This window comes from Kitasatospora sp. NPDC059648, from assembly GCF_042734825.1.
Taxonomy (GTDB): Bacteria; Actinomycetota; Actinomycetes; order Streptomycetales; family Streptomycetaceae; genus Kitasatospora.
The window spans coordinates 124880-149938 of sequence record NZ_JBHWDU010000004.1 but is presented as its reverse complement, the minus strand read 5'-3'; the positions used below and the strand labels follow the sequence as shown (position 1 = coordinate 149938).

General features: G+C 72.3%; 24 protein-coding genes. 18 read left to right on the top strand and 6 right to left on the bottom strand.

The genetic code is table 11. From position 1 onward, the window contains the following. Positions 1–120 precede the first annotated feature (120 nt). Entirely contained in the window at positions 121–1089 is a 969-nt protein-coding gene (locus tag ACFV1W_RS04620) for a heme A synthase (protein WP_380413066.1), read from the bottom strand. A 101-nt stretch (positions 1090–1190) separates the two neighbouring features. On the opposite strand from ACFV1W_RS04620, the gene ACFV1W_RS04615 reads away from it, so the two are divergent. Continuing rightward, positions 1191–1742, top strand: a complete 552-nt coding sequence (locus ACFV1W_RS04615; RefSeq protein WP_380413064.1) for a choice-of-anchor A family protein — start codon at positions 1191–1193, stop codon at positions 1740–1742. A gap of 328 nt (positions 1743–2070) precedes the next feature. Continuing rightward, entirely contained in the window at positions 2071–2751 is a 681-nt protein-coding gene (locus ACFV1W_RS04610; RefSeq protein WP_380413062.1) for an LAETG motif-containing sortase-dependent surface protein, read from the top strand. Between the two features lie 70 nt (positions 2752–2821). Here ACFV1W_RS04610 and ACFV1W_RS04605 read toward each other — a convergent pair whose 3' ends face one another. Both ACFV1W_RS04605 and ACFV1W_RS04600 read right to left on the bottom strand, forming a co-directional pair. Then, positions 2822–3541 carry an ABC transporter permease gene (locus tag ACFV1W_RS04605; protein WP_380413168.1) on the bottom strand — a complete coding sequence of 240 codons (720 nt, stop codon included), beginning with the start codon at positions 3539–3541 and terminating at the stop codon, positions 2822–2824. 47 nt (positions 3542–3588) lie between these two features. Continuing rightward, complete coding sequence (locus tag ACFV1W_RS04600; RefSeq protein ID WP_380413060.1) at positions 3589–4518, bottom strand: ABC transporter ATP-binding protein; 930 nt, start codon at positions 4516–4518, stop codon at positions 3589–3591. Positions 4519–4682: 164 nt separating this feature from the next. Here ACFV1W_RS04600 and ACFV1W_RS04595 point away from each other — a divergent pair, with 164 nt between their 5' ends. The 10 genes from ACFV1W_RS04595 (at position 4683) to ACFV1W_RS04550 (ending at position 13085) form a co-directional block, all read left to right on the top strand. Then, on the top strand, positions 4683–5525 hold the full coding sequence (locus ACFV1W_RS04595; RefSeq protein WP_380413059.1) for a helix-turn-helix transcriptional regulator: 843 nt from the start codon (positions 4683–4685) through the stop codon (positions 5523–5525). Positions 5526–5534: 9 nt separating this feature from the next. Continuing rightward, on the top strand, positions 5535–6950 hold the full coding sequence (gene sufB, locus ACFV1W_RS04590; protein ID WP_380413058.1) for a Fe-S cluster assembly protein SufB: 1416 nt from the start codon (positions 5535–5537) through the stop codon (positions 6948–6950). Positions 6951–7007: 57 nt separating this feature from the next. Next, positions 7008–8237 (top strand): Fe-S cluster assembly protein SufD, encoded by a 1230-nt coding sequence (sufD, locus tag ACFV1W_RS04585; protein WP_380413057.1) that lies wholly within the window; start codon positions 7008–7010, stop codon positions 8235–8237. A 5-nt stretch (positions 8238–8242) separates the two neighbouring features. After that, positions 8243–8560: a bifunctional 3-phenylpropionate/cinnamic acid dioxygenase ferredoxin subunit gene (locus tag ACFV1W_RS04580; RefSeq protein WP_207813275.1), complete on the top strand. Its 318-nt coding sequence runs from the start codon at positions 8243–8245 to the stop codon at positions 8558–8560. 6 nt (positions 8561–8566) lie between these two features. Beyond that, the gene (gene sufC / locus ACFV1W_RS04575) at positions 8567–9331 is read left to right on the top strand and encodes a Fe-S cluster assembly ATPase SufC (protein ID WP_316527098.1); all 765 of its coding nucleotides are present in this window, start codon (positions 8567–8569) and stop codon (positions 9329–9331) included. After that, positions 9328–10587, top strand: coding sequence for a cysteine desulfurase (locus ACFV1W_RS04570; protein WP_380413055.1), 1260 nt, complete (start codon positions 9328–9330; stop codon positions 10585–10587). The genes sufC and ACFV1W_RS04570 overlap by 4 nt, the downstream gene beginning before the upstream one ends. A 20-nt stretch (positions 10588–10607) precedes the next feature. Continuing rightward, positions 10608–11060, top strand: a complete 453-nt coding sequence (gene sufU, locus ACFV1W_RS04565) for a Fe-S cluster assembly sulfur transfer protein SufU (protein WP_033354873.1) — start codon at positions 10608–10610, stop codon at positions 11058–11060. A 22-nt stretch (positions 11061–11082) separates the two neighbouring features. Further along, positions 11083–11460: a metal-sulfur cluster assembly factor gene (locus tag ACFV1W_RS04560; protein ID WP_355205970.1), complete on the top strand. Its 378-nt coding sequence runs from the start codon at positions 11083–11085 to the stop codon at positions 11458–11460. A gap of 134 nt (positions 11461–11594) precedes the next feature. Continuing rightward, positions 11595–12248, top strand: a complete 654-nt coding sequence (locus ACFV1W_RS04555) for a hypothetical protein (RefSeq protein WP_380413053.1) — start codon at positions 11595–11597, stop codon at positions 12246–12248. Between the two features lie 96 nt (positions 12249–12344). Then, entirely contained in the window at positions 12345–13085 is a 741-nt protein-coding gene (locus ACFV1W_RS04550) for a BTAD domain-containing putative transcriptional regulator (protein ID WP_380413052.1), read from the top strand. A 210-nt stretch (positions 13086–13295) separates the two neighbouring features. On the opposite strand, the gene ACFV1W_RS04545 is transcribed toward ACFV1W_RS04550, so the two are convergent. Beyond that, entirely contained in the window at positions 13296–14627 is a 1332-nt protein-coding gene (locus tag ACFV1W_RS04545) for an MFS transporter (RefSeq protein WP_380413051.1), read from the bottom strand. A 329-nt stretch (positions 14628–14956) separates the two neighbouring features. Between ACFV1W_RS04545 and ACFV1W_RS04540 the strand changes: the two genes are divergently transcribed. Continuing rightward, positions 14957–16585, top strand: coding sequence for a hypothetical protein (locus tag ACFV1W_RS04540; protein WP_380413049.1), 1629 nt, complete (start codon positions 14957–14959; stop codon positions 16583–16585). An 89-nt stretch (positions 16586–16674) separates the two neighbouring features. On the opposite strand, the gene ACFV1W_RS04535 is transcribed toward ACFV1W_RS04540, so the two are convergent. Beyond that, the gene (locus ACFV1W_RS04535) at positions 16675–17133 is read right to left on the bottom strand and encodes a VOC family protein (RefSeq protein WP_380413047.1); all 459 of its coding nucleotides are present in this window, start codon (positions 17131–17133) and stop codon (positions 16675–16677) included. Positions 17134–17269: 136 nt separating this feature from the next. Here ACFV1W_RS04535 and ACFV1W_RS04530 point away from each other — a divergent pair, with 136 nt between their 5' ends. Further along, the gene (locus ACFV1W_RS04530) at positions 17270–18445 is read left to right on the top strand and encodes a hypothetical protein (RefSeq protein WP_380413045.1); all 1176 of its coding nucleotides are present in this window, start codon (positions 17270–17272) and stop codon (positions 18443–18445) included. A gap of 45 nt (positions 18446–18490) precedes the next feature. On the opposite strand, the gene ACFV1W_RS04525 is transcribed toward ACFV1W_RS04530, so the two are convergent. Next, positions 18491–20092: a PucR family transcriptional regulator gene (locus ACFV1W_RS04525; protein ID WP_380413043.1), complete on the bottom strand. Its 1602-nt coding sequence runs from the start codon at positions 20090–20092 to the stop codon at positions 18491–18493. A 146-nt stretch (positions 20093–20238) separates the two neighbouring features. Here ACFV1W_RS04525 and ACFV1W_RS04520 point away from each other — a divergent pair, with 146 nt between their 5' ends. The 4 genes from ACFV1W_RS04520 to ACFV1W_RS04505 all read left to right on the top strand — a co-directional run bounded on the left by ACFV1W_RS04520 (position 20239) and on the right by ACFV1W_RS04505 (position 24995). Next, positions 20239–20835, top strand: a complete 597-nt coding sequence (locus ACFV1W_RS04520; protein WP_380413041.1) for a PadR family transcriptional regulator — start codon at positions 20239–20241, stop codon at positions 20833–20835. Further along, positions 20832–22076 (top strand): FAD-dependent oxidoreductase, encoded by a 1245-nt coding sequence (locus ACFV1W_RS04515; RefSeq protein ID WP_380413039.1) that lies wholly within the window; start codon positions 20832–20834, stop codon positions 22074–22076. The genes ACFV1W_RS04520 and ACFV1W_RS04515 overlap by 4 nt, the downstream gene beginning before the upstream one ends. A gap of 201 nt (positions 22077–22277) precedes the next feature. Continuing rightward, entirely contained in the window at positions 22278–23906 is a 1629-nt protein-coding gene (gene pruA / locus ACFV1W_RS04510) for an L-glutamate gamma-semialdehyde dehydrogenase (RefSeq protein ID WP_380413037.1), read from the top strand. A gap of 159 nt (positions 23907–24065) precedes the next feature. Further along, a complete protein-coding gene (locus tag ACFV1W_RS04505; RefSeq protein WP_380413035.1) occupies positions 24066–24995 on the top strand; it encodes a proline dehydrogenase family protein in 930 nt (309 codons plus the stop codon). The last annotated feature ends 64 nt before the right edge of the window (positions 24996–25059 follow it).

Below are 25059 nucleotides of genomic sequence, written 5' to 3'. Positions count from 1 at the left end.
CTTGGGCCGCCGCCCCCCTCACGGCCCCCCCGCCCCGTTGCCCCCTGCCGGGGCCCCGGGTTTAGGGGCGGTTTACCGTCTCTGCCCCCCACGGGGGGGTTGGGGGGCATTCGACGAGGCTCAGACTGCGGCAGTCTGCGGGGTCTGGGCGGGGAGCTTTTCCGGGGCCACGTCCTCGCGTACGCGCAGGGCGAGGGGGATGCGGAGGGCGGCGATCCACGTCAGCGTCGCGCCGAGCATGTGGAGGCCGACCATGAGCTCGGGGGCGTCGGTGAAGTACTGGATGAAGCCCAGGACGCCCTGGAGCAAGAGCACCGCGAGGAGTTCCTTGGTGCGGGACTTGGCTGCCTGCGGGGCCTTGATCGCCGCGAAGACGAAGATCATCGCGATGGTCAGGCCAACGGAGACGAACGCGAAGTCGGCGTGGAACTGGGCCAGCCTGTCGTAGTCGATCGGGATGCGCGGGACGATCTTGTTGTCCTGGGGCGTGCCCGGGTGGTGGCCGGCGCCGGTGACCAGGGTGCCCGCTGCGACCAGGAGGCCGACGACGGTGACCAGCACGTAGGAGAGCTGATGGATGGGGCGGGCCACCGAAAGCCGGGGGGCGCCGTCGCCTTCCTTCGACCGCTCCCACATCAGCAGCGCGACCCAGGCCAGGGCCATCGCGGCGATCATGTGCAGCGCGACGGTGTAGGGGTTCAGGCCCGTCAACACGGTGATGCCGCCGAGGACGGCGTTGCTCATCACGAGCCAGAACTGGGCCCAGCCGAGCTTCGTGAGGCTCCGCCGCCAGGGGCGGTGGCAGCGGGCGGCCAGGATCGCCCAGCCGACCGCGGCGCTCAGCACGTAGGTGAGCATCCGGTTGGTGAACTCGACGATGCCGTGGAAGCCCATTTCCGCCGTGGGCGTCAGGCTTTCGGCGGTGCAGCGGGGCCAGGTCGTACAGCCGAGGCCGGAGGCGGTGAGCCGGACGGCGCCGCCGGTGACGACGATCACCACGCTCATCACCAGCGCGGCGAACGCGGCGCGCCGGACCATTGCGGCGGAGGGCTGCCAGCGCTCGGCGAGCAGGGAGAAGGGGGTACGCACGGCATCAATCGTAGGTGGCCTTACAGGCGATCTTGGGGCGGGGCGCGGAGTCCAGCGGCGGAGGAGCAAACAGGACTGTTCGGGCAAGGCGGTCATTGGTCTTGACCATTCACCCGTTCGGCCGGAAGAGTGCGGATTGGTCCACCCCTTTATCGAACAGTGCGGCCGCCTGGGCCGGCACCGTGCTCGCGCCCAACGCCGCCTTCGACCTCGGCAGCGGCGGTCCGGTCAACGGCTCGGTGGTCGCGGCCTCGCTGACCGGCAAGGGCGGCGCCGAGACCCACCACTGCCCGTTCACCGGCTGCCTGCTCGGCATCACCGTGCCGACCCCGACCCCGACCGCTACGGCGACCGTGCCGCCGGTGGTGCCGAGCGGCTCGCCGACGGCTCCGGTGACGCCGAGTGCCTCGACCAGCCCGTCCGGCTCCCCGACCGCCCCGGCGACCGGTAAGCCGAGCCCGAGCGGCTCGGCCGGCCCGTCCGCCGTCCCGGGTGCCTCGGCCGGTCCGTCCGCCCAGGCGAACGCGGGCGGCAACCTGGCGCACACCGGCTCCGGCCCGGTGCTGCCGCTGGCGATCGGCGGCGCCGTGGTGCTGACGGCCGGCGGCGGGATCGTGGTGGCGGCCCGACGCAGGGCGACCGAGAAGGCCTGAGCCGGCGGAGTGTTCCGTACGGTCACCGACTGATCGATGTTGCGCCCTCGGTGATCGAGTTCGATCGAATCCGATCGCCGAGGGCGCTGCTCTGTGGTCAAAGTGACAAAGTTCATTCAACTTCGCCGATTCCACGTTCTGCGAGGTGGCGGCCGTGATGGGCTGGTCATGCACATCCGGGAACGGACCGACAGGCGAAATCCGGTCGCACGGCGGGGTGTGGCGCGGTGCGGGAGTGCCGGTAGAGTCCCCCGGACATGTCGTAGTGGGCCACCGCGGAGCACTCAACGCGCCTGCTGCGTAAGACCGTTCGGAGGGGAACAGCGTAATGGCGCGACAGCAGCGGCACATTCGGATCGGTGCGACGGCACTCGCCGGCACGGCGGCGGCCGGGTTCCTCCTGCCCCTGGCGCTGGCCACCAACGCCTCGGCGCACGTGCCGACTTGGTCGGTGACCTGCGACAAGGTCGTGATCGACCTGATCAACTACAGCCCCAAGCCCGACGTGAAGAACACCGTCAGCCTCACCGTCGGCGACGAGAAGGTCCTGGACGCCAAGGAGTTCCCGGCGGAGTTCCACGGCACCTTCCCGGTGAAGGACCACGACGCCCCGGTCACGGCGCACCTGGTCGTCAAGACCACCGAGACCCCGGCCGAGAAGGGCTGGAACGTCGACGAGACCAAGACCATCGCGCCGTGCCACACACCGACCCCGACGCCCACCCCGACCCCCACCAAGACCCCGACCCCCACCCCCACCCCCACCCCCACGCCGACCGACACCCCGTCGGCGACGCCCACTCCGAGCAGGACCCCGTCGGCGACCCCGCCCCCCAGCAAGTCCCCGGCCGCCCCGGCTCCGGCCCCCGCGACCAGCGCCCCGGCCCTCGCCCAGACCGGTAGCAGCGACGCCACCCCGATGATCGCGGCGGTCGGCGGCGGCGTGCTGCTGGTCGGCGGCGCGCTCGTGCTGCTCGCCCGCAAGCGCCGTGGCGGCAGCGAGGGCTGATCCGCGACCGGATGCGCGACGCCCCCCGACCTCAACCGGCCGGGGGGCGTCGCGCACTGCGGGAAGGAGCTCACTCCCAGCGGAAGAACCGGGCGGCCGCGGCCAGCCCCAGGACGGCCCAGCCGGCCAGGATGCCGAGGTCCGACCAGGGCACCCCGGCACCGTGCTGGAGCACCGAGCGCAGCCCGTCCGAGAGCGCCGAGATCGGCAGCAGCTCCAGCACCGACCGTACGGCGCCGGGGAACCTGCTCAGCGGCACGATCACCCCGCCGGCCAGCAGCAGCAGGATGAACACCAGGTTGGCGGCGGCCAGGGTGGCCTCGGCCTTGAGGGTGCCGGCCATCAGCAGGCCGAGCCCGGAGAAGGCGGCGGTGCCCAGGACCAGCAGGGCGGCGACGGCCAGGGGGTTGCCGTGCGGGGACCAGCCGAGCGCCAGCGCGATCACCGACAGCAGGGCGACCTGCAGCACCTCGGTGACCAGTACGCAGCCGGTCTTGGCGGTCAGCAGCGTCCAGCGCGGCAGCGGGCTGGCCCCGAGCCGCTTGAGCACGCCGTAGCGGCGCTCGAAGCCGGTGGCGATGGCCTGACCGGTGAAGGCGGTGGACATCACGGCCAGCGCGAGCAGGCCGGGCGCCAGGAAGTCGACCCGCTTGCCGGGGCCCTCCACCGCGACGACGTCCACGGCGGAGAACAGCACCAGCAGCACGGTCGGGATGACCACGGTGAGCAGCAGCTGCTCACCGTTGCGCAGCAGCATCCTGGTCTCGAAGGCGGTCTGGGCGAGCAGCATCCGGCCGACCGGCGCCGCTCCCGGCTTCGGGGAGTAGTCCACGGTGGTCACGAGCGGAGCTCCCGTCCGGTCAGGTCGAGGAAGACGTCTTCGAGGCTGCGGCGCTGGACGGAGAGCCGTTCGGGCAGGATGCCGGAGGCCGCGCACCAGCCGGCGACGGTGGCCAGCAGCTTGCCGGGGTCGACGGGCGCCGCGACGCGGTAGTTGCCGGGGGCGGTCTCGGCGGCGGTGGCGCCCGCGGGCAGTTCCTTGAGCAGCGGGCCGAGGTCGAGTCCGGGCGGGCCGTCGAAGCGCAGGGCGTCCTCGGCGCCGCCGCGGCACAGCTCCTCGGTCGTGCCGCCCGCGATGACCCTGCCGCGGTCGACGATGGCGACGTGGTCGGCGAGCTGCTCGGCCTCGTCCATGTGGTGGGTGGTGACGACCACGGTGACGCCGTCCCCGCGCAGGTCGCGGACCAGTTCCCAGGTGGCGCGGCGGGCCTGCGGGTCGAGGCCGGCGGTGGGTTCGTCGAGGAAGACCAGTTCGGGGCGGCCGACCACGGCCATCGCCAGGGCGAGCCGCTGCTGCTGGCCGCCGGAGAGCCGGCGGTAGGTGGTGCGGCCGCAGGAGCCGAGGCCGAGGCGCTCGACCAGGGCGTCGACGTCCAGCGGGTGGGCGTGCAGCTTGGCGGTGTGCCGCAGCATCTCGACGGCGCGCGCGCCCGCGTACACGCCGCCGGACTGGAGCATGACGCCGATCCGCGGTCGCAGCTCGGCGCTCCGGGCGACCGGGTCGAGCCCGAGGACGCGGACGGTGCCGGCGTCGGGGCGGCGGTAGCCCTCGCAGGTCTCGATGGTGGTGGTCTTGCCGGCGCCGTTGGGGCCGAGGACGGCGGTGATCGCGCCGCGTGCGATGGTGAGGTCGAGGCCGTCCACCGCGGCTTTGTCGCCGTAGCGCTTGACCAGCCCGGCGATCTCTACCGCGGGTACGGGGTTCATACCGGCGAGTCTAAGAGGACCGAACGGACGGACCGGACACCGGCCTTGGTGATCGTTCCCGCTGATCAGGTAAGGCTTACCTGCGTGACAGATGACACCGGTGAGGCCTGGATCACGGGTTGTCTCGGCGGAAGCAATTACGCAACACTGGTGTTGTGAAAAACATGCGCGAGCACGCCCAGCAGCAGGAGGCCGAGTCGGCCTCCCACTGCGACGTGCCCGTGACGGCGGCCGAGGTGCTGCTGGAGGGCCACCGCGCCACCCGCGACCGGGTCGCCCGTTCGATCCTGGACCACGGCCCCTCCTCCGCCGCCGACCTGGCGAACCGGCTCGGCCTCACCGCCGCCGCCGTCCGCCGCCACCTCGACGGACTGGCCGCCGCGGGCCTGGTCGAGTCCCGCGAGCAGCGCGTCTACGGCAGCCGGGGCCGCGGCCGTCCGGCCAAGGTCTTCGCCCTCACCGACGGCGGGCGGGACGCCTTCTACCAGGCCTACGACCAGCTCGCGGCCGACGCGCTGCGCTGGATCTCGGAGTCGGTGGGCGGCGGCAAGGCGGGCGAGGAGGCGGTCGCCGCCTTCGCCCGTGCCCGGTTCGGCAAGCAGGGCGAGAAGTACCAGGAGACCCTGCGGCGGGCCGAGGCCGGGGAGCGCCCCGAGGCCCTCGCCGAGGCGCTGAGCGCGGACGGGTACGCTGCCACGGTGCGGCGTGTCCCGTCGGCCGTGGCCAAGGCCCCGGCGGGCGCCCAGCTCTGCCAGCACCACTGCCCGGTCGCGCACATCGCCGAGCAGTTCCCGCAGCTCTGCGAGGCGGAGACCGAGGTCTTCTCCCAGCTCCTGGGCACCCATGTGCAACGGCTGGCCACCATCGCCCACGGCGACGGGGTCTGCACCACCTATGTGCCGGCACCCGGTGCCGCATCGTCGCCCGCCCGGCGTTCCGCGGGCCACGGCTCCGATGCAGTGCCGACTGCCGGTACGTCCACCGAAGATTCTGCGTCCGCGCGTTAGGAAGCTCGCATGACTGACACCGTTTCGCACCCGGAGCTCGAAGGCCTGGGCAATTACGAGTACGGCTGGGCCGACCCGGACACCGCCGGTGCCGTGGCCAAGCGCGGGCTCAGCGAGGAGGTCGTGCGCGACATCTCCGCGAAGAAGAACGAGTCCGAGTGGATGCTGAACCTCCGGCTCAAGGGCCTGAAGCTGTTCGGCAAGAAGCCCATGCCCACCTGGGGTTCCGACCTCTCCGGCATCGACTTCGACAACATCAAGTACTTCGTCCGCTCCACCGAGAAGCAGGCCGAGTCCTGGGAGGACCTGCCGGCGGACATCAAGGCCACCTACGACAAGCTGGGCATCCCGGAGGCGGAGAAGCAGCGCCTGGTCGCAGGTGTCGCCGCCCAGTACGAGTCCGAGGTCGTCTACCACCAGATCCGCGAGGACCTGGAGGAGCAGGGCGTCATCTTCCTGGACACCGACACCGCGCTGCGCGAGCACCCGGAGCTGTTCAAGGAGTACTTCGGCACCGTCATCCCGGCCGGCGACAACAAGTTCGCCGCGCTGAACACGGCCGTGTGGTCCGGCGGCTCGTTCATCTACGTGCCGAAGGGCGTGCACGTCGACATCCCGCTGCAGGCCTACTTCCGGATCAACACCGAGAACATGGGCCAGTTCGAGCGGACGCTGATCATCGTCGACGAGGACGCCTACGTCCACTACGTCGAGGGCTGCACCGCGCCGATCTACTCCTCCGACTCGCTGCACTCGGCGGTCGTCGAGATCATCGTCAAGAAGGGCGGCCGCTGCCGCTACACGACCATCCAGAACTGGTCGAACAACGTCTACAACCTGGTCACCAAGCGCGCCGTGGCGTACGAGGGCGCGACCATGGAGTGGATCGACGGCAACATCGGTTCCAAGGTCACCATGAAGTACCCGGCCGTCTACCTGATGGGCGAGCACGCCAAGGGCGAGACCCTGTCGATCGCCTTCGCGGGCGAGGGCCAGCACCAGGACGCCGGCGCCAAGATGGTGCACATGGCGCCGAACACCTCCTCGCACATCGTCTCCAAGTCGGTGGCGCGCGGCGGCGGCCGGACGTCCTACCGCGGTCTGATCGAGATCGGCGAGGGCTCCCACGGCGCCAAGTCCAACGTGCTGTGCGACGCGCTGCTGGTCGACACCATCTCCCGCTCGGACACCTACCCGTACGTGGACGTCCGGGAGGACGACGTGTCCATGGGCCACGAGGCGACCGTCTCCAAGGTCAGCGAGGACCAGCTGTTCTACCTGATGAGCCGCGGCCTGACCGAGACCGAGGCGATGGCGATGATCGTGCGCGGCTTCGTCGAGCCGATCGCGCGCGAGCTGCCGATGGAGTACGCGCTGGAGCTCAACCGGCTGATCGAGCTGCAGATGGAGGGCGCGGTCGGCTGACCCCCGGCCGCCACCGCCGTCCACTGATTTCCGAGGAAGAGAGCACTACGAACAGCCATGGCTGAGCAGAACACCACCGGCTCCACCACCGCCGGTTCGATCGAGGTCGGCACCGCCGGCGCGGGCGCGCAGCTCGCCGGCCCCGGCACCGGCCGGACCGAGGTCCAGCAGCCGATCGACGCGCGCGTCGCGGTCAAGCCGTCCTTCGACGTGAACGACTTCCCGGTGCCGAACGGCCGCGAGGAGGACTGGCGGTTCACCCCGCTGCACCGCCTCGGCGGGCTGCACGACGGGACCGCCGCCGACGCCGAGCGGGGCGAGGACAAGGTCGAGTTCGCGCTGCCGGACGGCGTCACCGCCGAGACCGTCGGCCGTGACGACGCGCGCCTGGGCAAGGCCGGCACCCCGGTCGACCGGGTCGCCGCGCAGGCCTTCAGCGCCTTCGAGCAGGCGCTGGTCGTCACCGTCCCCAAGGACGCGGTGCTGACCGAGCCGGTCAAGATCGACGTGCGCGCCGAGGGCGGGGTCCGCTTCGCCCACGTGGTGATCGACGTCAAGCCGTTCGCCGAGGCCGTCGTGGTGCTCAACCACGCGGGCACCGGGACCCGGGCCGCCAACGTCGAGCTCCTGGTCGGCGACGGCGCCAAGCTCACCTTCGTCTCCGTGCAGGACTGGGAGCGGGACGCCGTCCACGTCGCCCAGCACAACGCGCTGGTCGGCCGGGACGCCTCGTTCAAGTCCGTGGTCGTCACCTTCGGCGGCGACCTGGTCCGCCTGCACCCGCGGGTCAACTACGCCGGCCCCGGCGGCGAGGCCGAGCTGTTCGGCCTGTACTTCGCCGACGCCGGCCAGCACCTGGAGCACCGCCTGGTCATCGACCACGACACGCCGCACTGCCGGTCGAACGTGGCGTACAAGGGCGCGCTGCAGGGCCAGGACGCCCACGCGGTCTGGGTCGGCGACGTGCTGATCCGTGCCGCCGCGCTCGGCACCGACACCTACGAGCTCAACCGGAACCTGGTGCTCACCGACGGCGCCCGGGTCGACTCGATCCCGAACCTGGAGATCGAGACCGGCGAGATCGTCGGCGCCGGCCACGCCTCGGCGACCGGCCGCTTCGACGACGAGCAGCTGTTCTACCTGATGGCCCGCGGCATCCCGGCCGACGAGGCCCGTCGCCTGGTGGTCCGCGGCTTCTTCGCCGAGCTGCTGCAGCAGATCGGCGTGGCCGAGGTCCAGGAGCAGCTCATGGAGAAGATCGACGCCGAGCTGGAAGCGGCGGTCTGAACCCGATGAGCTTCCTCCGTGCCTGCGCGCTGAGCGACCTCCAGGAGGACGTGCCCAAGCGCGTGGACCTCAACGGCGTGCCGGTCTCGATCGTCCGCACCGACGAGGGGGTGTTCGCGATCAACGACATCTGCTCGCACGCGAACGTCTCGCTCTCCGAGGGCGAGGTCGAGGACTGCATGATCGAGTGCTGGCTGCACGGCTCCAGCTTCGACCTGCGCACCGGCAAGCCCTCCGGCCTGCCCGCCACCAAGCCGGTCGCTGTCTACCCCGTAAAGATCGAAGGGGACGATGTGCTCGTCTCCGTCAACCAGGAGTCCTGAGTACACATGGCAACCCTTGAAATCCGCGACCTGCACGTCTCCGTCGAGGCCGAGAACGGCCCGCGCGAGATCCTGAAGGGCGTCGACCTGACCGTGAAGCAGGGCGAGACCCACGCCATCATGGGTCCGAACGGCTCCGGCAAGTCCACCCTGGCCTACTCGCTGGCCGGCCACCCCAAGTACACCGTCACCGGCGGCTCGGTGCTGCTGGACGGCGAGGACGTCCTGGAGATGTCCGTCGACGAGCGCGCCAAGGCCGGTGTCTTCCTGGCCATGCAGTACCCGGTCGAGGTCCCGGGCGTCTCGGTCAGCAACTTCCTGCGCACCGCCGCCACCGCCGTCCGCGGCGAGGCCCCCAAGCTGCGGCTGTGGGTCAAGGAGGTCAAGGAGGCGATGGCCGCCCTGCAGATGGACCCGGCCTTCGCCGAGCGCAACGTCAACGAGGGCTTCTCCGGCGGTGAGAAGAAGCGCCACGAGATCCTCCAGCTGGAGCTGCTCAAGCCGAAGATCGCGATCCTGGACGAGACCGACTCCGGCCTGGACGTCGACGCGCTGCGGATCGTCTCCGAGGGCATTAACCGGGTCCGCTCGACCGGCGAGGTCGGCACCCTGCTGGTGACCCACTACACCCGCATCCTGCGGTACATCAAGCCCGACTACGTCCACGTGTTCGCGGGCGGTCGCATCGTCGAGTCCGGCGGCGCCGAACTGGCCGACAAGCTGGAGGAAGAGGGCTACGAGGCGTATGTGAAGGGGGGCGCGTCCGAGTGACACATGCCTTCACCGGTCTGCTCGACACCGACGCGATCCGCAAGGACTTCCCGGTCCTGCAGCGTCTGCTGCACGGGGAGAAGCCGCTGGTCTACCTGGACAACGCGGCCACCTCGCAGAAGCCGCGCCAGGTGCTGGAGGCGCTGAACGCCTACTACGAGCAGCACAACGCCAACGTCCACCGCGGCGTGCACGTGCTCGCCGAGGAGGCCACGGCGCTGTACGAGGGCGCCCGCGACAAGGTCGCGGCCTTCGTCAACGCGCCGAGCCGCAACGAGGTGATCTTCACCAAGAACGCCTCGGAGTCGCTCAACCTCGTGGCCAACATGCTCGGTTGGGCCGACGAGCCGTACAAGGTGGACGCCGACTCCGAGATCGTGATCACGGAGATGGAGCACCACTCCAACATCGTCCCGTGGCAGCTGCTGTCGCAGCGCACCGGTGCGAAGCTCAAGTGGTTCGGGCTGACCGACGAGGGCCGGCTCGACCTGTCGAACATCGACGAGCTGATCACCGAGAAGACCAAGGTGGTCTCCTTCACCCTGGTCTCCAACCTGCTCGGCACGGTCAACCCGGTCGAGACGATCGTCCGCCGGGCCCAGGCCGTCGGCGCGCTGGTCGTCGTCGACGCCTCGCAGGCGGCGCCGCACATGGTGCTGGACGTGCAGGCGCTGGAGGCCGACTTCGTCGCCTTCACCGGCCACAAGATGCTGGCCCCGACCGGCATCGGCGTGCTCTGGGGCCGCCAGGAGCTGCTGGAGGATCTCCCGCCGTTCCTCGGCGGTGGCGAGATGATCGAGACCGTCACCATGGGCTCGTCCACCTACGCCCCGGCGCCGCACAAGTTCGAGGCGGGCACCCCGCCGATCGCCCAGGCGGTCGGGCTGGGCGCGGCCATCGACTACCTGTCGGCCATCGGCATGGAGAAGATCGCCGCGCACGAGCACGCGATCACCGAGTACGCGGTGGAGCGCCTGCTGGAGGTCCCGGACCTGCGGATCATCGGTCCGCGCACCGCCGTGGACCGCGGCGCCGCGATCTCCTTCACCCTCGGCGACATCCACCCGCACGACGTCGGCCAGGTGCTGGACGAGCAGGGCATCGCCGTGCGCGTCGGGCACCACTGCGCGCGGCCGGTCTGCCTGCGGTACGGAATTCCGGCGACCACGCGGGCGTCGTTCTACCTGTACTCGACGCCGGGCGAGGTCGACGCGCTGATCGACGGCCTGCACCACGTCCGGAACTTCTTCGGCTGACGGGACGGGGCAGGACGACCATGAAGCTCGACTCGATGTACCAGGACATCATCCTGGACCACTACCGCAACCCGCACGGCAAGGGGCTGCGGGACGGCGACGCCGAGGTGCACCACGTCAACCCGACGTGCGGCGACGAGATCACCCTGCGGGTGAAGCTCGACGGCGCGAAGGTCGCCGACGTCTCGTACGAGTCCCAGGGCTGTTCGATCAGCCAGGCCAGCGCCTCGGTGCTGAACGACCTGGTGGTCGGCAAGACCGTCGGCGAGGCGCAGGCCGTCCAGGAGGCCTTCCTGGAGCTGATGCAGAGCAAGGGCCAGGGCGAGGGTGACGAGGAGGTGCTGGAGGACGCGGTCGCGTTCGCCGGCGTCTCCAAGTACCCGGCCCGGGTCAAGTGCGCCCTGCTCAGCTGGATGGCCTGGAAGGACGCCACCGCCCAGGCGCTCGCCCAGAACCCCGCCGTGAACGACTGACCTGCAGAGGAGGACAGAACCAATGAGTGACGAAACCCCCTCCGCTGCGGAGGAGCAGCCGAACGGCGGCATCGTCGGCACCACCGCCGGCACCGTCTCGGTCGAGGACCTGACCGAGGCCCTGATGGACGTCGTCGACCCCGAACTGGGCATCGACGTCGTCAACCTGGGCCTGATCTACGGCATCCACATCGACGAGTCCGACGTGGCCACCATCGACATGACGCTCACCTCGGCGGCCTGCCCGCTGACCGACGTCATCGAGGACCAGGCCAAGACCGCCACCGACGGCCTGGTCCAGGACCTGCGCATCAACTGGGTCTGGATGCCGCCGTGGGGCCCGGACAAGATCACCGACGACGGCCGCGAGCAGCTCCGCGCGCTGGGCTTCAACGTCTGAGGTCGTGCGGTAGCGGCGCCGCCGCCCGGAACGGGTCTTCCGTTCCGGGCGGCGGCGTTTTCGCTCCCGGTGTCACGTCGCGGTGACGGGGGCCGTCGCAGGCTGGGTGCACGTCTTCCGAGGAGGTGCTTGAGATGACCACCCGACGGATCCTGCGCACTGGGGTGCACACCGTGATGGCGGCGGTTCTGGGGCTCGGCGGCGCCGCGCTGGGGGCGTTCCCGGCGCACGCCCAGGACCTCGGGCCGGACACCTGCCGCCAGGGCTTCGTCTGGAGGGACGCCAGGCCCGGGGACCACGTCTGCGTGACTCCGGATCACCGTACCGACGCGGCGTCCGACAACAGCCAGGCGGGAGTGCGGATCCTGCCGAACGGGTTCTGCGTTTCGAGCTTCGTCTGGCGTGAGGCGTGGACCGGGGACCACGTCTGCGTGATCCCGCAGCACCGTACCGACGCGGCGTCCGACAACAGCCAGGCCGACGACCGGAAGCTGGCGGTGCGCGTCTGGGACGGCGACAACGGCGCCGGCCGCCTGCAGATCAGCGGCGACCACTTCAACATCGCCGGGCGGGTGCGGGTCGAGATCAGGCTGAGCCCCACCGGCAGGGTGCAGTGGACGGAGACCGTGACGGCCACCCAGCACGGCGGGTTCGCGGGCGGCAGTTTCGGCGTGGTGCCCGGCAACCCGTCCAGCTGCGCGACGAAGAACGCCGTGGCGCGGGCGACCGACCTGACCTCCGGCCGGACCACCGCCTGGATCCCGGTCGGCTACTGCTTCAACCTCTGAGCCGGCGCCGATGAGTCGGGTGCGGTCGACAGCGCAGGGCGGGCGGCGCAGCATGGAGAAGGGGCTGATCCGCGCACGAAGGGACGGGACGGTTCGATGGCCTGCGGCGATCGGTGCTCCCCGGCCCCCGGCGCGGGCGTGCGGCTCGCCCTGCTCGGCGGCTTCGGCCTCTCGGCCGGTGACGCGCCGGTGCCCGTCTCCGCGGGGGCGGAGCGATTACTCGCGTTCGTGGCGCTGTGCTGCAACGGGAACGTGCCGCGCACCCTGGTGGCCGGGACCCTCTGGCCCGACGCCGCAGAACGCTGCGCCTCCGCGAGCCTGCGTTCGGCGCTGTCCCGGCTTCCCGTGGCGGGCCGGGAGGCGCTGGAGGTCGGCCAGACCGAGCTGAGGCTGGCCGACGGCGTGGGTGTGGACCTCCGCGAGGCGAGGACGCTGGCCCACCGGATCCTGGCGCCCGACGCGGCCCCCGCCCGGGTCGGCCTCGGGCTGGCGGCCGTCGAGGACCTCTCGGCGGACCTGCTGCCGGGCTGGTACGACGACTGGACGCTGCTGGAGGCGGACAACTGGCGGCGCTTGCGGGTCCACGCCCTGGAGGCCCTGGCCGGTGCCTTCGTCGGCGCCCGCCGCTTCCCCGAGGCGGTGGCCGCCGCCGGCGCCGCCGTCCGCGCCGACCCGCTGCGCGAGAGCAGCCACGCCTGCCTGATCCGGGCCCACCTCGCGGAGGGCAACCCCGGCGAGGCCTTGCTGGACGTCGAACGCTACGAGCGCCGGCTGCGCGCGGAGCTCGGGCTGCCGGCCCCGGCGCGGCTGCGGCGCCTGGTGGCCGTGGCAGGGTAGCCGGTACGTCAACCGGTCGCCGAGCGAACCGCTCCTTCGGAGGCAAGGTCTGCGTGCCTCCTCGCCCCACTTCGCCCGCCGCCGGGTGAACACCCGCGCACCATCGACACGGATGCCTGGAAGCCGTGGAGCACGTGGACCCGATACGACGACCGCCGCTGGCCGGGACTTCGGAAGAGGTCCCGGGCAGCGGCGATCGTCGTACGGCGGTCAGGCCTGCTTCGGTTTGCGGGCGACGGCGACCGCCAGAGCGGCGCAGAGGAGGGCGGCGACGGTGGCGAAGCCGCTGACGGCGGGGAGGAGGCCGTAGCTCCTGACCAGGGCGCCGACGGCGACGATGGGGAGGGAGCTGCCGAGGTAGACGATGATCCACAGGGAGCTCATCTCGGAGCCCCGGCGCTCCGGGTTCATCGCGGCGACGGCGGTGGTGAACAGGGAGCGGAACGCCACGCCCTGGCAGGCGCCGCCGAGGACGCTGCCGATGAAGAGCAGGGCCGGGGTGCCGGTGTAGCCGGCGGCGACGACCAGGGCGAGGCCGGTGGCCAGGCCGGTCATGCCGAGGGCGATGACCAGACGGTCGGAGGTCGGGGGCACGATCAGCTGGGCGGCGGCCGAGGAACCGAGCAGCAGGGCGGCCACGATCGCGCCGACGAGGTGGGAGGGGGTGTGCAGCAGCTTGGCGGCGAAGGCCGGGGCCAGGCTGAGGTAGACGCCGAAGACCGCGTAGGAAACGAAGCCGGCCGAGGCGGCGAGCAGGAACTCGCGGCGGCCGGTGCGCGGCAGCCGCAGGCGCTGGGGGCGCAGGTGGGCCGGGGTGGTGATGCGCGGCGGGGACGCCGGCGGGCGGCTGCGGCCGGGCATCCGGGGATGGACGACGGCCAGCGGCACGCAGAGCGCGAGCAGGGCGATGGCGTGCAGCAGGAACGGGGTCATCAGCGGGTCCGAGCCGCCGGACAGCAGGGCGCCGACGACCGGGCCGAGGGCGACGCCGCCCGCCGAGCAGGCCAGGGTGAGCTTGGCGGCCAGTGTCGGGTGGTCGGGCAGCAGGTCGCCGAGGGCGGCTCCGGCGGCGCCGGTGGACAGGCCGACGGCGATGCCCTGGACGGCGCGGCCGATCGCCAGCTGCCAGAAGCTGCCGGAAGTGGCGAACACGACGTCGCCGGCGGCGGCCAGGGCGACGGCGGGCAGGATCAGGGCACGGCGGCCGAGGTGGTCGGACCAGTGGCCGACGATGGCCAGCACCGGGACCAGCGCGAACACGTAGATCGTGAAGAGGATCGTGGTGTCGAGCGGGCCGAGTCCGAGTCGCTGCTGGAGGAGCGGGTAGATCGGCGTCGCCAGGTTGGCACCGATCAGCATGAACAGCAGGGCGGCGGCGACCAGGCCGACGCGGACTCCGCGCATCGCGTTCCAGCGGCTGATCGCGGCGAGCTGGAGCTGGGCGCGCGGCGCGAGCTCCAGGGGGAGCAGGGCCTCCGACAGTCGGCGTCCGTCGAGCTGCGCGGTGCGCAGGCCGGAGCCGGCGGGGGAGAGGTCCGCCATGTGAGGGGTCTCCTGTGGCAGGGCGCCACCCGGGTCGGCGGGGTGTGCCGGCGCACCCGTCCTGAGGCGCTGTGGTGGTGGCCGCGGTGCGGGGCTCCCTGGTGGAGCGGATGAGCTGAGAGAAGAGGGGCTTCGTTGCCCGGTGGTCCGCGCGGGGTTGTGCGCGGTACCACTGCGAAGGATAAGGGGTGGGCGCACGGAAGCGGCGCGCGCCCCTGCGTGCGCTCCCTGCGGCCGGGCATCGGGGGTGCCCGGCCTATACGCTGAGGTGGTAGATCGGTACGCGGAGCTGTTCGAGCTGACCGCTGGCTGAGGGAGAGCGCACAACGATGGCCGGACGACGTCGGAAGAACAGTGGGGCTTCGGCGGGGGAGGGCGCGGCCGAGGCGGTCCTGCCCGCGGACCTGGAGCTGCAGGACCTCTACGGGGCGTTCGCCGCGCACGGCCTGGACGACGAGGACCTGGACGACGCGGCAGTCCTGGTGCCGCCGGTGAAACTGCCCGCCGAGCAGGAGCTGGCCGAGCAGGCGAAGGCCGTGCCGATGTTCGGCTACGCGCTGGCGCTGGCCCGCTGGGCGGCCCCGCACCGGACGGTGGACGAGTTCGGCGACCTGGTCGAGGAGGACCGGGCTCCGGCCGCCCGGCTGCTGGGGCTGGCCCCCGCCGAGGGCGAGGTGCCGGAGGAGGCCGAGGTCGAGGCGCTGCGGGCCTGGTCACTGGCCTGCGACCTGGACCTGGTGGAGCTGGGCACGACCAAGGACGGCGAGCACGTCGCGGTGCCGGGGCCGGACCTGGAGCCCGCCGAGCAGGGGGACCCGGACACCGTCCTGGAGCTGTGGCTGACCGCGGCCGGGATCGTCCGGGAGCTGGCGGTGGAGGCGGACTCGCTGCCGGAGGAGGAAGAGGAGGAGGGCGAGGAGCCCGCTGCGCAGGCCGGCGGCGAGGAGGACGAGGACGGCCTGAACGAGGTCGAGGAGGCCCGGGACGCCGCCGCCGAGCTGCTCGACGAGGCGCTCCAGGTGCTGTACGAGACCACCGCCTTCGCCGACCCGGGCAACGAGACGGTGCCGCTCGGCGTGCTGGCCGCACTGCTGGTGGTGCCCGAGGGCGAGGAGCCGAGCGAGGAGCTGCTCGGCGACATCACGGACGTGATGGTCGCCCTGGACCCGATGCTGGGCGACCTCGCCGAGCTGGGCCTGCTGGACTACCGCCCGATCGACCCGGAGCTGTTCGACGAGGAGGAGGGCGAGGAGCCCGTCGTCGTCGGCGAGGCGCCGCTGGACGAGGAGGAGTCGGCCCGCTTCGGGCTGGTCCGGCTCACCCCGCTCGGCCAGTACGGCATCCGCCAGTGGCTGCTGGAGGACGGCTTCGACGCGCCGCTGGTCGGCGAGCTGGCCCAGGGGGACGCGGCCGAGCTGCTGCGCGGGGTGTGCGAGTCGGCCAACGTGCTGCCGGAGGAGGAGCTGCGGATCTGGGTGGCGGGCCGGGAGCCGGTGCCGGCGGCGCGCGAGCTGCTGGCGGCGGCGCGCGGTGACGACGCGTACGGGCCGCTGCGCCGGATGCTGTGCGTCTCGGCGCTGAACCTGCTGGGGCCGGAGGCCGAGCCCGCCGTCCGGGAGGTGCTGGACGACCCGGAGCTGGGCGGTTCGGCCCGGGCCTGGCTGTCCGCGCTGGGCGCCACGGACGTGCCGGTGCCGGAGCGGTCGATGGCGCTGTGGACGGTGGTCGACACCTTCGCCGCCCAGCTGCTGGACAGCGGCGGCGATGCCGCCCTGCTGCGCGAGCTGATCACCGACCTGCCGGTGAAGGGCGATCCGGCCGCGTGGTTCGGTGAGCTGTGGCGGGTCGACCACCCGTACACGGCGGACGTCCTGGAGGCGATCGGGGAGCTGCACACGGACCGGGCGCTGGCCAAGGAGGCGCGCAAGGCGGCCTTCAAGGCGCGGTCCAAGGGCTGAGCCTGCCGGCCGGGCCCGGGGGCTGAGCCTGCCGGGCCTGGGGGCGGGGCCCGGGGGCCGGGCGCCCCGGGGACCGAGCCGCCGGGCCGCTACGGGAGGTCCAGCGAGCCGTCCTCGGTGAAGGGGAAGAAGGGGTTGTGGGCCAGCTCCCACAGGTGCCCGTCCGGGTCCTCGAAGTAGCCCGAGTAGCCGCCCCAGCTGGTCGGGACCGGCGGCTTGACCACCACGGCGCCGGCCTCGACCGCGGTCCGCAGCGCGGCGTCCACCAGCGCGGGGGACTCCAGGTTCACCGCGAGGGTGACACCGCGGAAGGACGGTTCGCCGGTGGCGGGCACGCCCGCGTCGGCGGCGAGCTCCTCGCTGGGGAAGAGGCCGAGCACCGAGTCGGCGGTGCGGAACCAGACGATCTCCGGGCTGGAGGCGGAGGAGCGCTTCCAGCCGAGGTCCTCGTAGAAGCGGGCGCTGCGGTCGAGGTCGGAGACGCCGAGGGTGACGATGCTGATCCGGGCGGGGAAGGCGGCCTGGGCTGCGCCGTTCTGTGCTGTCATGCCGCCAGCGTAGGGAGGGCGGCTGACAACCGGCCCCACTGACACGGCCACCGCCCCCGTCCGGCAGTCGAGCTGATGACCCGGCAGCTCCGGCCACGTAAGGTGGCGTCAGCGGTGCGGGCGCGAGGACTCGGGGGTGCGGCACAGGATGGTGCGGGAGAACGGCGGAAGGCCCCAGGAACCCCGGGAGTGGAACGCCGGGCGGTCGGGGCCGGACCGGCCGGGCGGGCAGGATCGTTTCGCCGATCAGGAGGAGTTCTCCCGCCGGACCCTCGCCGCGGTCGACTTCCCGGTGTACGGCGTGGCCTGGCCGGCGGCCCGCGGCGCGGCGCTGGCGGCCTTCGAGACCTGCGGCGGGGAGCTGCGCTGGGTCGAGGTGCAGGTCGGTGACTGGACCACCGCTGCCGGGCCGTACGTGACCGTGCGCACCTACCGGCCCGGGGCCGACGGCTGCGAGGTGCTGCCCGAGCTGGAGGACGTGGTCGAGGACGAACGCGACCGGGTCTACGAACAGTTGGGCATCGACGAGGGCGACGGGCCGGGCCGGGTGCGGGCGCTGCGCGAGTGGATCACCGTGGACGGCGAGTCCTGCGCGGTGGAGGTGCACGAGGACCGCCCGGTGGCGTCGGCCGACAACGGGCTGTCCGGGCAGGTCTGGGCCGGGCGGCTGCGGGTCGGCGGGCAGGCCGTCACGGTGTGCGGGCGCGGGCTGCCGCCCGGCTGCGTGGAGCTCGGCGGGATCGGGGACTTCGAGTGCTACCTGCGCGGGCGCACCGAGCTGCTGCGCGACCTCGCCTCCCGGCGGGCCCGGTACGTGCCGGTCGAGGAGCGTGAACTGCCGCCCGCCGTCGGGCTGGAGGCACACCGGGAGCTGATCGCCCAGAGCATGGCGGAGGCCGCCGCGATCGAGGCGCAGGTGCGGGTCGGGCGGACGCCGAGGCTGCCGCGCGGGCTGCGCGGGGACGTCTGCGCGGTGCGCTGGGAGGCGGCGGTGCGCCAGCAGATGCGGCTCGCCACGGAGGCCCGGGAGGAGGCCGCGGCGGCGGTGACCTCGATGGTCAACCACCTCAGCAGGCTGTCCCAGCAGACGCATTGGCTGGTCGGCACGCCGGAGGGGGAGGCGGCGGTCGAGGAGGTCGTCCGGTACACGGTGTTCGCCAGCGACGTGGCGAGCCTGCCGGCCCAGCGGGCCTGGGAGCAGCTGTGGCGGGAACGGCCGGGCGGCGGCGGGGAGGGGGCCTGGGAGGAGCAGCGGCTGGCGGAGCAGCTGTGGCTGTCGGCCTGGGAGCAGTGGCGGGCCGGGCGCGGCTGACCGGCACGCCGAGGACGGGCCCACCAGGGGCCCTTCGAGGACGACCTACTCGTCCGCGGGCAGCCGCAGTTGCAGCATCGCCAGCAGCCGCTGCTGCGGCTGGGCGAGGTCGATGCCGGTCAACTGCTCGGCGCGGCGCACCCGGTAGCGCAGGGTGTTGGGGTGGATGTGCAGGGCGTCGGCGGCGACCCGGACCTCGCCGAGCGCGTCCAGCCAGGCGAGCACGGACTCGGCGAGCCGGGTGCCGTGCCGGCGGTCGTACTCGGTGAGCGCGGTGAGCCGCGGGTCGCGCAGGCCGCCGCGTTCCTGGAGCAGCGCCAGCATCTCGCTGACCAGCACCTCGGCCTGGACGTCGATCAGCGCCGCGACGTCCAGGTCGACTCCGCCGCGGCCCATCGCGTCCAGGATCCGGTCGGCCTGGGCGCGGGAGTCCGGCACCTGGGAGAGGCCGTCGACGGTCGAGCCGATGGCGGCGCGCAGCGGCACGCCGAGGTGCTCCCGGGCGGCGGTGACCACCTCGTCGGCCCAGCCGCGCACGGTGGTCATCGGCAGGCCCGGCGGGAGTTCGGGCAGCAGCACGTAGACCCGGGACTCGATCGGGGCGAGCAGCGCGGTGCGGTGCCGTGCGGCGGTGTGCACCGAGATCAGGCCGGTGACGTCGGAGCGGTGCAGCGCCTCGGTGGTGTGGGCGCTGTAGGCCAGCACGGTGGCTGGGCGGCGCAGGTCGAGGCCGAGGTGGGTGGCCAGCGACTGGGGGCCGGTGGAGCCCTCCAGCAGGCCGGTCAGCAGGGTCTGGGTGAGCCGGACGTCGGCGGACAACTCGCGGCGGCGGCGCACCAGTTGGGCGGCGGCCACCCGGGCGGCGCCGACCAGGGCCTGTTCGGCCAGCGGGGCCAGCGGCTGGGCGCCCTCCTGCACCCAGATGGTGCCGAGCGGCTGTGCCCCGGCCCGGATGCCGACCGCGAGGCGGCGGCGCAGACCGAGTTCGGGGTGCGGTTCGACCGCGATCGGGGCGTCCGAGCTGCGCAGGTGCTGGAAGATGCCCCACTCGCGGAGCTTGGAGAGGTACGGCTCCGGGCCCTGCCAGCCGAGGATGGACAGCCGGCGCAGGTCGTCGACCTCGTCGGAGTCGGAGGAGCGGGAGTAGGCGAGCACCCGGCTGGAGGTGTCCTCGATCGAGACGATGCCGTTGGTGAGCACGGCGACGGTCTGGGCGAGGGAGAAGAGGTCGCCGGCGTTGGGTTCGGGGGCGCCGGGGGCGTCCGGGGTGTCCGGGCCGGCGATGATCGCCCGGGCGAGCGAGTCGAGGTGCTCCCAGCGGGTCTCGCGGCGCACCGAGAGCAGGGCGACGCCGGCGTCGGTGGCGGCCTCGCGCAGGGCGTCGGCCTGGCCGGGGGCGTCCAGCTTGACCGCGACGGCGGCGGCGCCGGCCCGGCCGGCCGCGCGCAGGGCGGGGAGGGCGGCGCGGCCGCGGGCGCCGATCGCGAGGACGAGTTCGCCGGGGGCGGCGGTGGGCTGGTCCTCCGGGTCGAGGATCGCGACGTCGCGCACGGGGACGTCCAACCCCAGTGGGGCGGCCTGGAGTTCGACCAGGGGCTCGCCCAGGGACATCAGCAGTCGGCGGAGCGGAAGGCCGGGGGTGGTCACTCCGGGCCTCCTTCATCCGCTCGGACAACGGTGTGTGGTTGATTTTAGCCGGACGGACAGACTTCTGGCACGTCACTCCTGAATAGTTGACTCTGACTATCTGAGAATGGATAGTCAATACTGACCAAGTGATGAGGAACGTTCTCATGGCGAAGCGACGCAAGGTCTCGAACCCACTGGCCCTCGCGGTCCTGGCCGAACTCGGAGCCGAACCGATGCACCCGTACGAGATGGGCCGACGGCTCAAGGAGCACGGCAAGGACCGCAACATCAAGTACAACCGCAGCTCGCTCTACATGGTCGTGGAGCAGCTGCGGAAGGCCGGGTTCGTCGCCGAGCAGGAGACCGTCCGCGACACCCAGCGACCGGAGCGCACCGTCTACGCCGTCACGCCCGAGGGGCAGGCGGAGCTCCGGGACTGGATGCGCGAGTGGATCGCCGAACCGCAGGAGGAGTACCCGGCCTTCGGGGTCGCCCTCTGCCTGCTGGTGGCACTTCCGACCGACGAGTCGGCCGAGCTGCTCGGCCGTCGGCTGGAGGCGCTGGACGCGCGGATCGACACCTCGCGCGCCATGCTGCGCAAGGCCGAGGACACGGGCGTCCACCCGATGTTCGTGGTCGAGGAGGAGTACGCCCTCGCGTTGCTGGAGGCGGAGCGCCGCTACACCGAGAACCTCATCCGACAGATCGGGGATCCGGAGTTCAACCGGACCCTGCAGGAGTTCATGAGGAGCCTGGAATGAGCACCACGCGTACGTCGAAGAAGAAGGCCCTGGTCATCGGCGGCGGCATCGCCGGCCCGGTGATGGCACTGGCGCTGCGCAGGGCCGGCATCGAGGCGGAGATCTTCGAGGCCTACGAGAACTCCGCCGAGGGCATCGGCGGGACCTTCATGCTCGCCCCCAACGGGCTCGGCGCCCTCGCCGTCGTCGGGCTGGAGGCGGAGGTCGGCCGGATCGGGCAGCCGGTCGGCCCGATGGTGATCGAGGACGGCAGGGGCGGGGCGCTGGCCGAGTTCGCCGGCCTGCCCGACCTGCCGCGCGGGCGGCTGATGCGCCGCGCCGAGATGTACGAGGTGCTGCAGCGGCGGCTGCGCGAGACCGGCCTCGAAGTGCGCTACGGCAAACGGCTGGTGGGCGCCGAGGAGAACGCCGACGGCATCACCGCGCACTTCGCCGACGGCACCACCGCCACCGGCGACCTGCTGATCGGCACCGACGGCACCGGATCGACCGTCCGCACCCTGATCGACCCGGCCGCGCCCGCCGCCCGGTACACCGGCCTGCTCGGCGTCGGCGGCTACAGCCCGTACCGGCTGCCCGGCCGCGCCGGACGCGGCGAGACCGTGCACTTCGCCAACGGCGCCCGGGCCTTCTTCGGCTACTGGGGCCTGGCCGACGGCAGCGGCACCGCCTGGTTCAGCAACATCCCGCAGCCCGAGCAGCTGGGCTACGAGCAGGTCCGCGCGGTCGGCCCGGAGGAGTGGCTGCGCCGCTGCCGCGAGCTGCACGCCGACGACGTGCCCGCCCGCGAGGTGCTACGGGTCGCCGACGCCGGGACGGTCGAGACCTTCCCCCGGCTGGAGATCATGCCGTCCGTCCCGCACTGGCACCGCGGCCGGATGGTGCTGGTCGGCGACTCGGTGCACGCGCCGTCCAACAGCTCCGGACAGGGCGTCTCGCTGGCCGTCGAGAGCGCCGTCGAACTCGCCCGCTGCCTGCGCGACCTGCCCGACCACACCGAGGCCTTCGCCGCGTACGAGGCGATGCGCCGGCCCCGGGTGGAGAAGATCGCCGCCGACGCCGAGCGCACCAACAACCAGAAGGCCTCCGGACCGGTCGGCCGGATGGTGTTCCGGCTGGTCGCGCCGATCATGATGCGGACCTTCATGAGCCCGGAGAAGATGCTCCGCCCGGTGCACGGGTACCGGATCGACTGGGAGCGGCGGGTGGTGCCGGTGAGGCGCGCGGGGCGGGCCGCCTGAGGGCGCGCGGGGCGGGCCGTCTGACGGGCGGTCGTGACCGCGGCGTGACCGCCTTCGTCGGGGCGGACAACGCCGTACGGGGGAATTTAGCCGCCCGGCCAATCAAGTGGCCGGGTAGGCAGGAATAGCGTTCGTGCTGTGGCCCGCGTGCGACCCGCGCAGGCAATCCCCCCGCAACGAACGAAGGAGAGCGTGCGCTCTATGGACGCTGTGACCCAGGTCCCCGCGCCGGTGAACGAGCCGGTCCACAGCTACGCCCCCGGCAGCCCGGAACGGGCTCGTCTGGAGGCCAAGCTGAAGGAGCTGGGCGGCCAGGAGCCGGTCCAGCTGACCATGACGATCAACGGTGAGCGCCGGATGGGCGGCGGCACCGAGATCCACGTCGTCCAGCCGCACAACCACGCGGCTCGGCTCGGCACCCTGCGCAACGCCACCCAGGCCGACGCGCAGGACGCCATCGACGCTGCCCTGGCCGCTGCCCCGGCCTGGCAGGCGCTCTCCTTCGACTCCCGCGCCGCGATCTTCCTCAAGGCCGCCGACCTGCTGGCCGGCCCCTGGCGCGAGACCCTGGCCGCCGCCACCATGCTCGGCCAGTCCAAGACCGCCCAGCAGGCCGAGATCGACACCCCCTGCGAGCTGGTCGACTTCCTGCGCTTCAACGTGCACTTCGCCCGCCAGATCATGGCCGAGCAGCCGATCTCCTCGGACGGCGTGTGGAACCGCAGCGACCACCGCCCGCTGGAGGGCTTCGTCTACGCGATCACCCCGTTCAACTTCACCGCGATCGCCGGCAACCTGCCGACCGCGCCCGCGCTGATGGGCAACGTGGTGCTGTGGAAGCCGTCCCCGACCCAGCAGTACTCCGCGCACCTGCTGATGCAGCTGCTGGAGGAGGCCGGCCTGCCCAAGGGCGTCATCAACATGGTGACCGGCGACGGCCTGGACGTCTCCGCCGTGGCGCTCAAGCACCCGGCGCTGGCCGGCATCCACTTCACCGGCTCCACCGCCACCTTCCAGCACCTGTGGCGCGAGGTCGGCAACAACATCGCCGGCTACCGCACCTACCCGCGGATCGTCGGCGAGACCGGCGGCAAGGACTTCCTGGTCGCCCACCCGTCCGCCGACCCGGCCGTGCTGAAGACCGCGATGACCCGCGGCGCGTTCGAGTTCCAGGGCCAGAAGTGCTCGGCGCTCTCCCGCGCCTACGTCCCCGCCTCGCTGTGGGCCGGTCTCAAGGACGAGTTCGCCGCCGAGGTCGAGGGCCTCACCATGGGCGACGTCACCGACCTGTCCAACTTCATGTCGGCCGTCATCGACGAGCGCGCCTTCGCCAAGAACAAGGCCGCCATCGACCGCGCCAAGGCCGACGACACCGTCGAGGTCCTGGCCGGCGGCACCTACGACGACTCGGTCGGCTACTTCGTCCGCCCGACCGTCCTGGTCTGCCAGGACCCGGCCTCGGAGTACTTCCGCGACGAGTACTTCGGCCCGATCCTCGCCGTGTACGTCTACGAGGACGAGAAGTACGAGGAGATGCTGGCGCAGATGGAGTCGGTGTCGGCCTACGGCCTGACCGGCTCGATCATCTCCCAGGACCGCGCGGCGGCCCAGGACGCGATGCACAAGCTGCGCTTCGCGGCCGGCAACTTCTACATCAACGACAAGCCGACCGGCGCCGTCGTCGGCCAGCAGCCCTTCGGCGGCGGCCGGGCCTCGGGCACCAACGACAAGGCCGGTGCCAAGCAGAACCTGGCGCGCTGGACCTCGACCCGCTCCATCAAGGAGACCTTCGTCCCGCCGACGGACTACCGCTACCCGCACATGGGCTGACCAGCCCTGTTGCCGATCGATCCGCTGTAGAGGCCATCGGTCACCCGCGACGCCCGGTCCCGCAGCCGGGCGCCGCCCCGCCGGGGCGGCGGCTCACCCCCGTACCGCCGCCCCGGCCCCTTTCTGCCACCCTTGGAAACACCAGCTCCAGGAGTCACGATGCTCCGTTCCGCCCTTCTCGCGGCCTCCCGGTCCCCCCAGGTCCGCACCGTGGTCGAGAAGTTCCCCCCGACCCACGCGATAGTCGAGCGCTTCGTCGCCGGTTCCGTCCTCGACGACGCCGTCACCGCCTGCGACGACCTGGTCGCCACCGGCCGCAAGGTCACCCTCGACCACCTGGGCGAGGACACCAAGGACGCCGCCCAGGCCGCCGGCACCGCCGAGGCGTACGAGCACCTGCTCAAGGCCCTCAAGGAGACCGGCCTCGCCGCCGGTGCCGAGGTGTCGGTCAAGCTGTCGGCCGTCGGCCAGTTCCTGCCGGTGGACGGCGAGAAGATCGCGCTGGAGAACGCCCGCCGCATCTGCGAGGCCGCCGCCGACGCGGGCACCACGGTGACCCTCGACATGGAGGACCACACCACCACCGACTCCACCCTCGCCATCGCGCGCGAGCTGCGGGCGGACTTCCCCTGGCTGGGCATCGTGCTCCAGGCCTACCTGCGCCGCACCGAGGCCGACTGCCGCGAGTTCTCCGCCGCCGGTTCGCGCGTGCGCCTGTGCAAGGGCGCGTACAAGGAGCCCGAGTCGGTCGCCTTCCAGGGCAAGCACGAGGTCGACCTCGCGTACGTCCGCGCGCTGAAGGTCCTGATGGCGGGCGAGGGCTACCCGATGATCGCCTCGCACGACCCCAACATGATCAAGATCGCCGGCCAGCTGGCCCAGTGGAACAACCGCACCCGGGACTCCTTCGAGTACCAGATGCTCTACGGCATCCGCCCCGAGGAGCAGCTGCGCCTCGCCGGCGAGGGCAACACCATGCGGGTCTACCTCCCGTACGGCCAGGAGTGGTACGGCTACTTCATGCGCCGCCTCGCCGAGCGCCCCGCCAACCTCACCTTCTTCCTGCGCGCCATGGCCACCCGCAACTGACCCGGCGCCCGGGCAACGCGACGGCCCGCACCCCTGACGGGGGGTGCGGGCCGTCGTGTGTTGC

What these genes read in the sequence shown, in the direction of transcription:
- ACFV1W_RS04610 (WP_380413062.1), top strand. Translation starts at nt 2,071, where the DNA reads ATGGCGCGACAGCAGCGGCACATTCGGATCGGTGCGACGGCACTCGCC.
- ACFV1W_RS04515 (WP_380413039.1), top strand. Translation starts at nt 20,832, where the DNA reads ATGAGCACCACGCGTACGTCGAAGAAGAAGGCCCTGGTCATCGGCGGC.
- sufB (WP_380413058.1), top strand. Translation starts at nt 5,535, where the DNA reads ATGACTGACACCGTTTCGCACCCGGAGCTCGAAGGCCTGGGCAATTAC.
- ACFV1W_RS04595 (WP_380413059.1), top strand. Translation starts at nt 4,683, where the DNA reads ATGCGCGAGCACGCCCAGCAGCAGGAGGCCGAGTCGGCCTCCCACTGC.
- ACFV1W_RS04535 (WP_380413047.1), bottom strand. Translation starts at nt 17,133, where the DNA reads ATGACAGCACAGAACGGCGCAGCCCAGGCCGCCTTCCCCGCCCGGATC.
- ACFV1W_RS04520 (WP_380413041.1), top strand. Translation starts at nt 20,239, where the DNA reads ATGGCGAAGCGACGCAAGGTCTCGAACCCACTGGCCCTCGCGGTCCTG.
- ACFV1W_RS04505 (WP_380413035.1), top strand. Translation starts at nt 24,066, where the DNA reads ATGCTCCGTTCCGCCCTTCTCGCGGCCTCCCGGTCCCCCCAGGTCCGC.
- ACFV1W_RS04605 (WP_380413168.1), bottom strand. Translation starts at nt 3,541, where the DNA reads ATGCTGCTCGCCCAGACCGCCTTCGAGACCAGGATGCTGCTGCGCAAC.
- sufU (WP_033354873.1), top strand. Translation starts at nt 10,608, where the DNA reads ATGAAGCTCGACTCGATGTACCAGGACATCATCCTGGACCACTACCGC.
- pruA (WP_380413037.1), top strand. Translation starts at nt 22,278, where the DNA reads ATGGACGCTGTGACCCAGGTCCCCGCGCCGGTGAACGAGCCGGTCCAC.
- ACFV1W_RS04540 (WP_380413049.1), top strand. Translation starts at nt 14,957, where the DNA reads ATGGCCGGACGACGTCGGAAGAACAGTGGGGCTTCGGCGGGGGAGGGC.
- ACFV1W_RS04555 (WP_380413053.1), top strand. Translation starts at nt 11,595, where the DNA reads ATGACCACCCGACGGATCCTGCGCACTGGGGTGCACACCGTGATGGCG.
- sufD (WP_380413057.1), top strand. Translation starts at nt 7,008, where the DNA reads ATGGCTGAGCAGAACACCACCGGCTCCACCACCGCCGGTTCGATCGAG.
- ACFV1W_RS04560 (WP_355205970.1), top strand. Translation starts at nt 11,083, where the DNA reads ATGAGTGACGAAACCCCCTCCGCTGCGGAGGAGCAGCCGAACGGCGGC.
- ACFV1W_RS04600 (WP_380413060.1), bottom strand. Translation starts at nt 4,518, where the DNA reads ATGAACCCCGTACCCGCGGTAGAGATCGCCGGGCTGGTCAAGCGCTAC.
- sufC (WP_316527098.1), top strand. Translation starts at nt 8,567, where the DNA reads ATGGCAACCCTTGAAATCCGCGACCTGCACGTCTCCGTCGAGGCCGAG.
- ACFV1W_RS04550 (WP_380413052.1), top strand. Translation starts at nt 12,345, where the DNA reads ATGGCCTGCGGCGATCGGTGCTCCCCGGCCCCCGGCGCGGGCGTGCGG.
- ACFV1W_RS04580 (WP_207813275.1), top strand. Translation starts at nt 8,243, where the DNA reads ATGAGCTTCCTCCGTGCCTGCGCGCTGAGCGACCTCCAGGAGGACGTG.
- ACFV1W_RS04545 (WP_380413051.1), bottom strand. Translation starts at nt 14,627, where the DNA reads ATGGCGGACCTCTCCCCCGCCGGCTCCGGCCTGCGCACCGCGCAGCTC.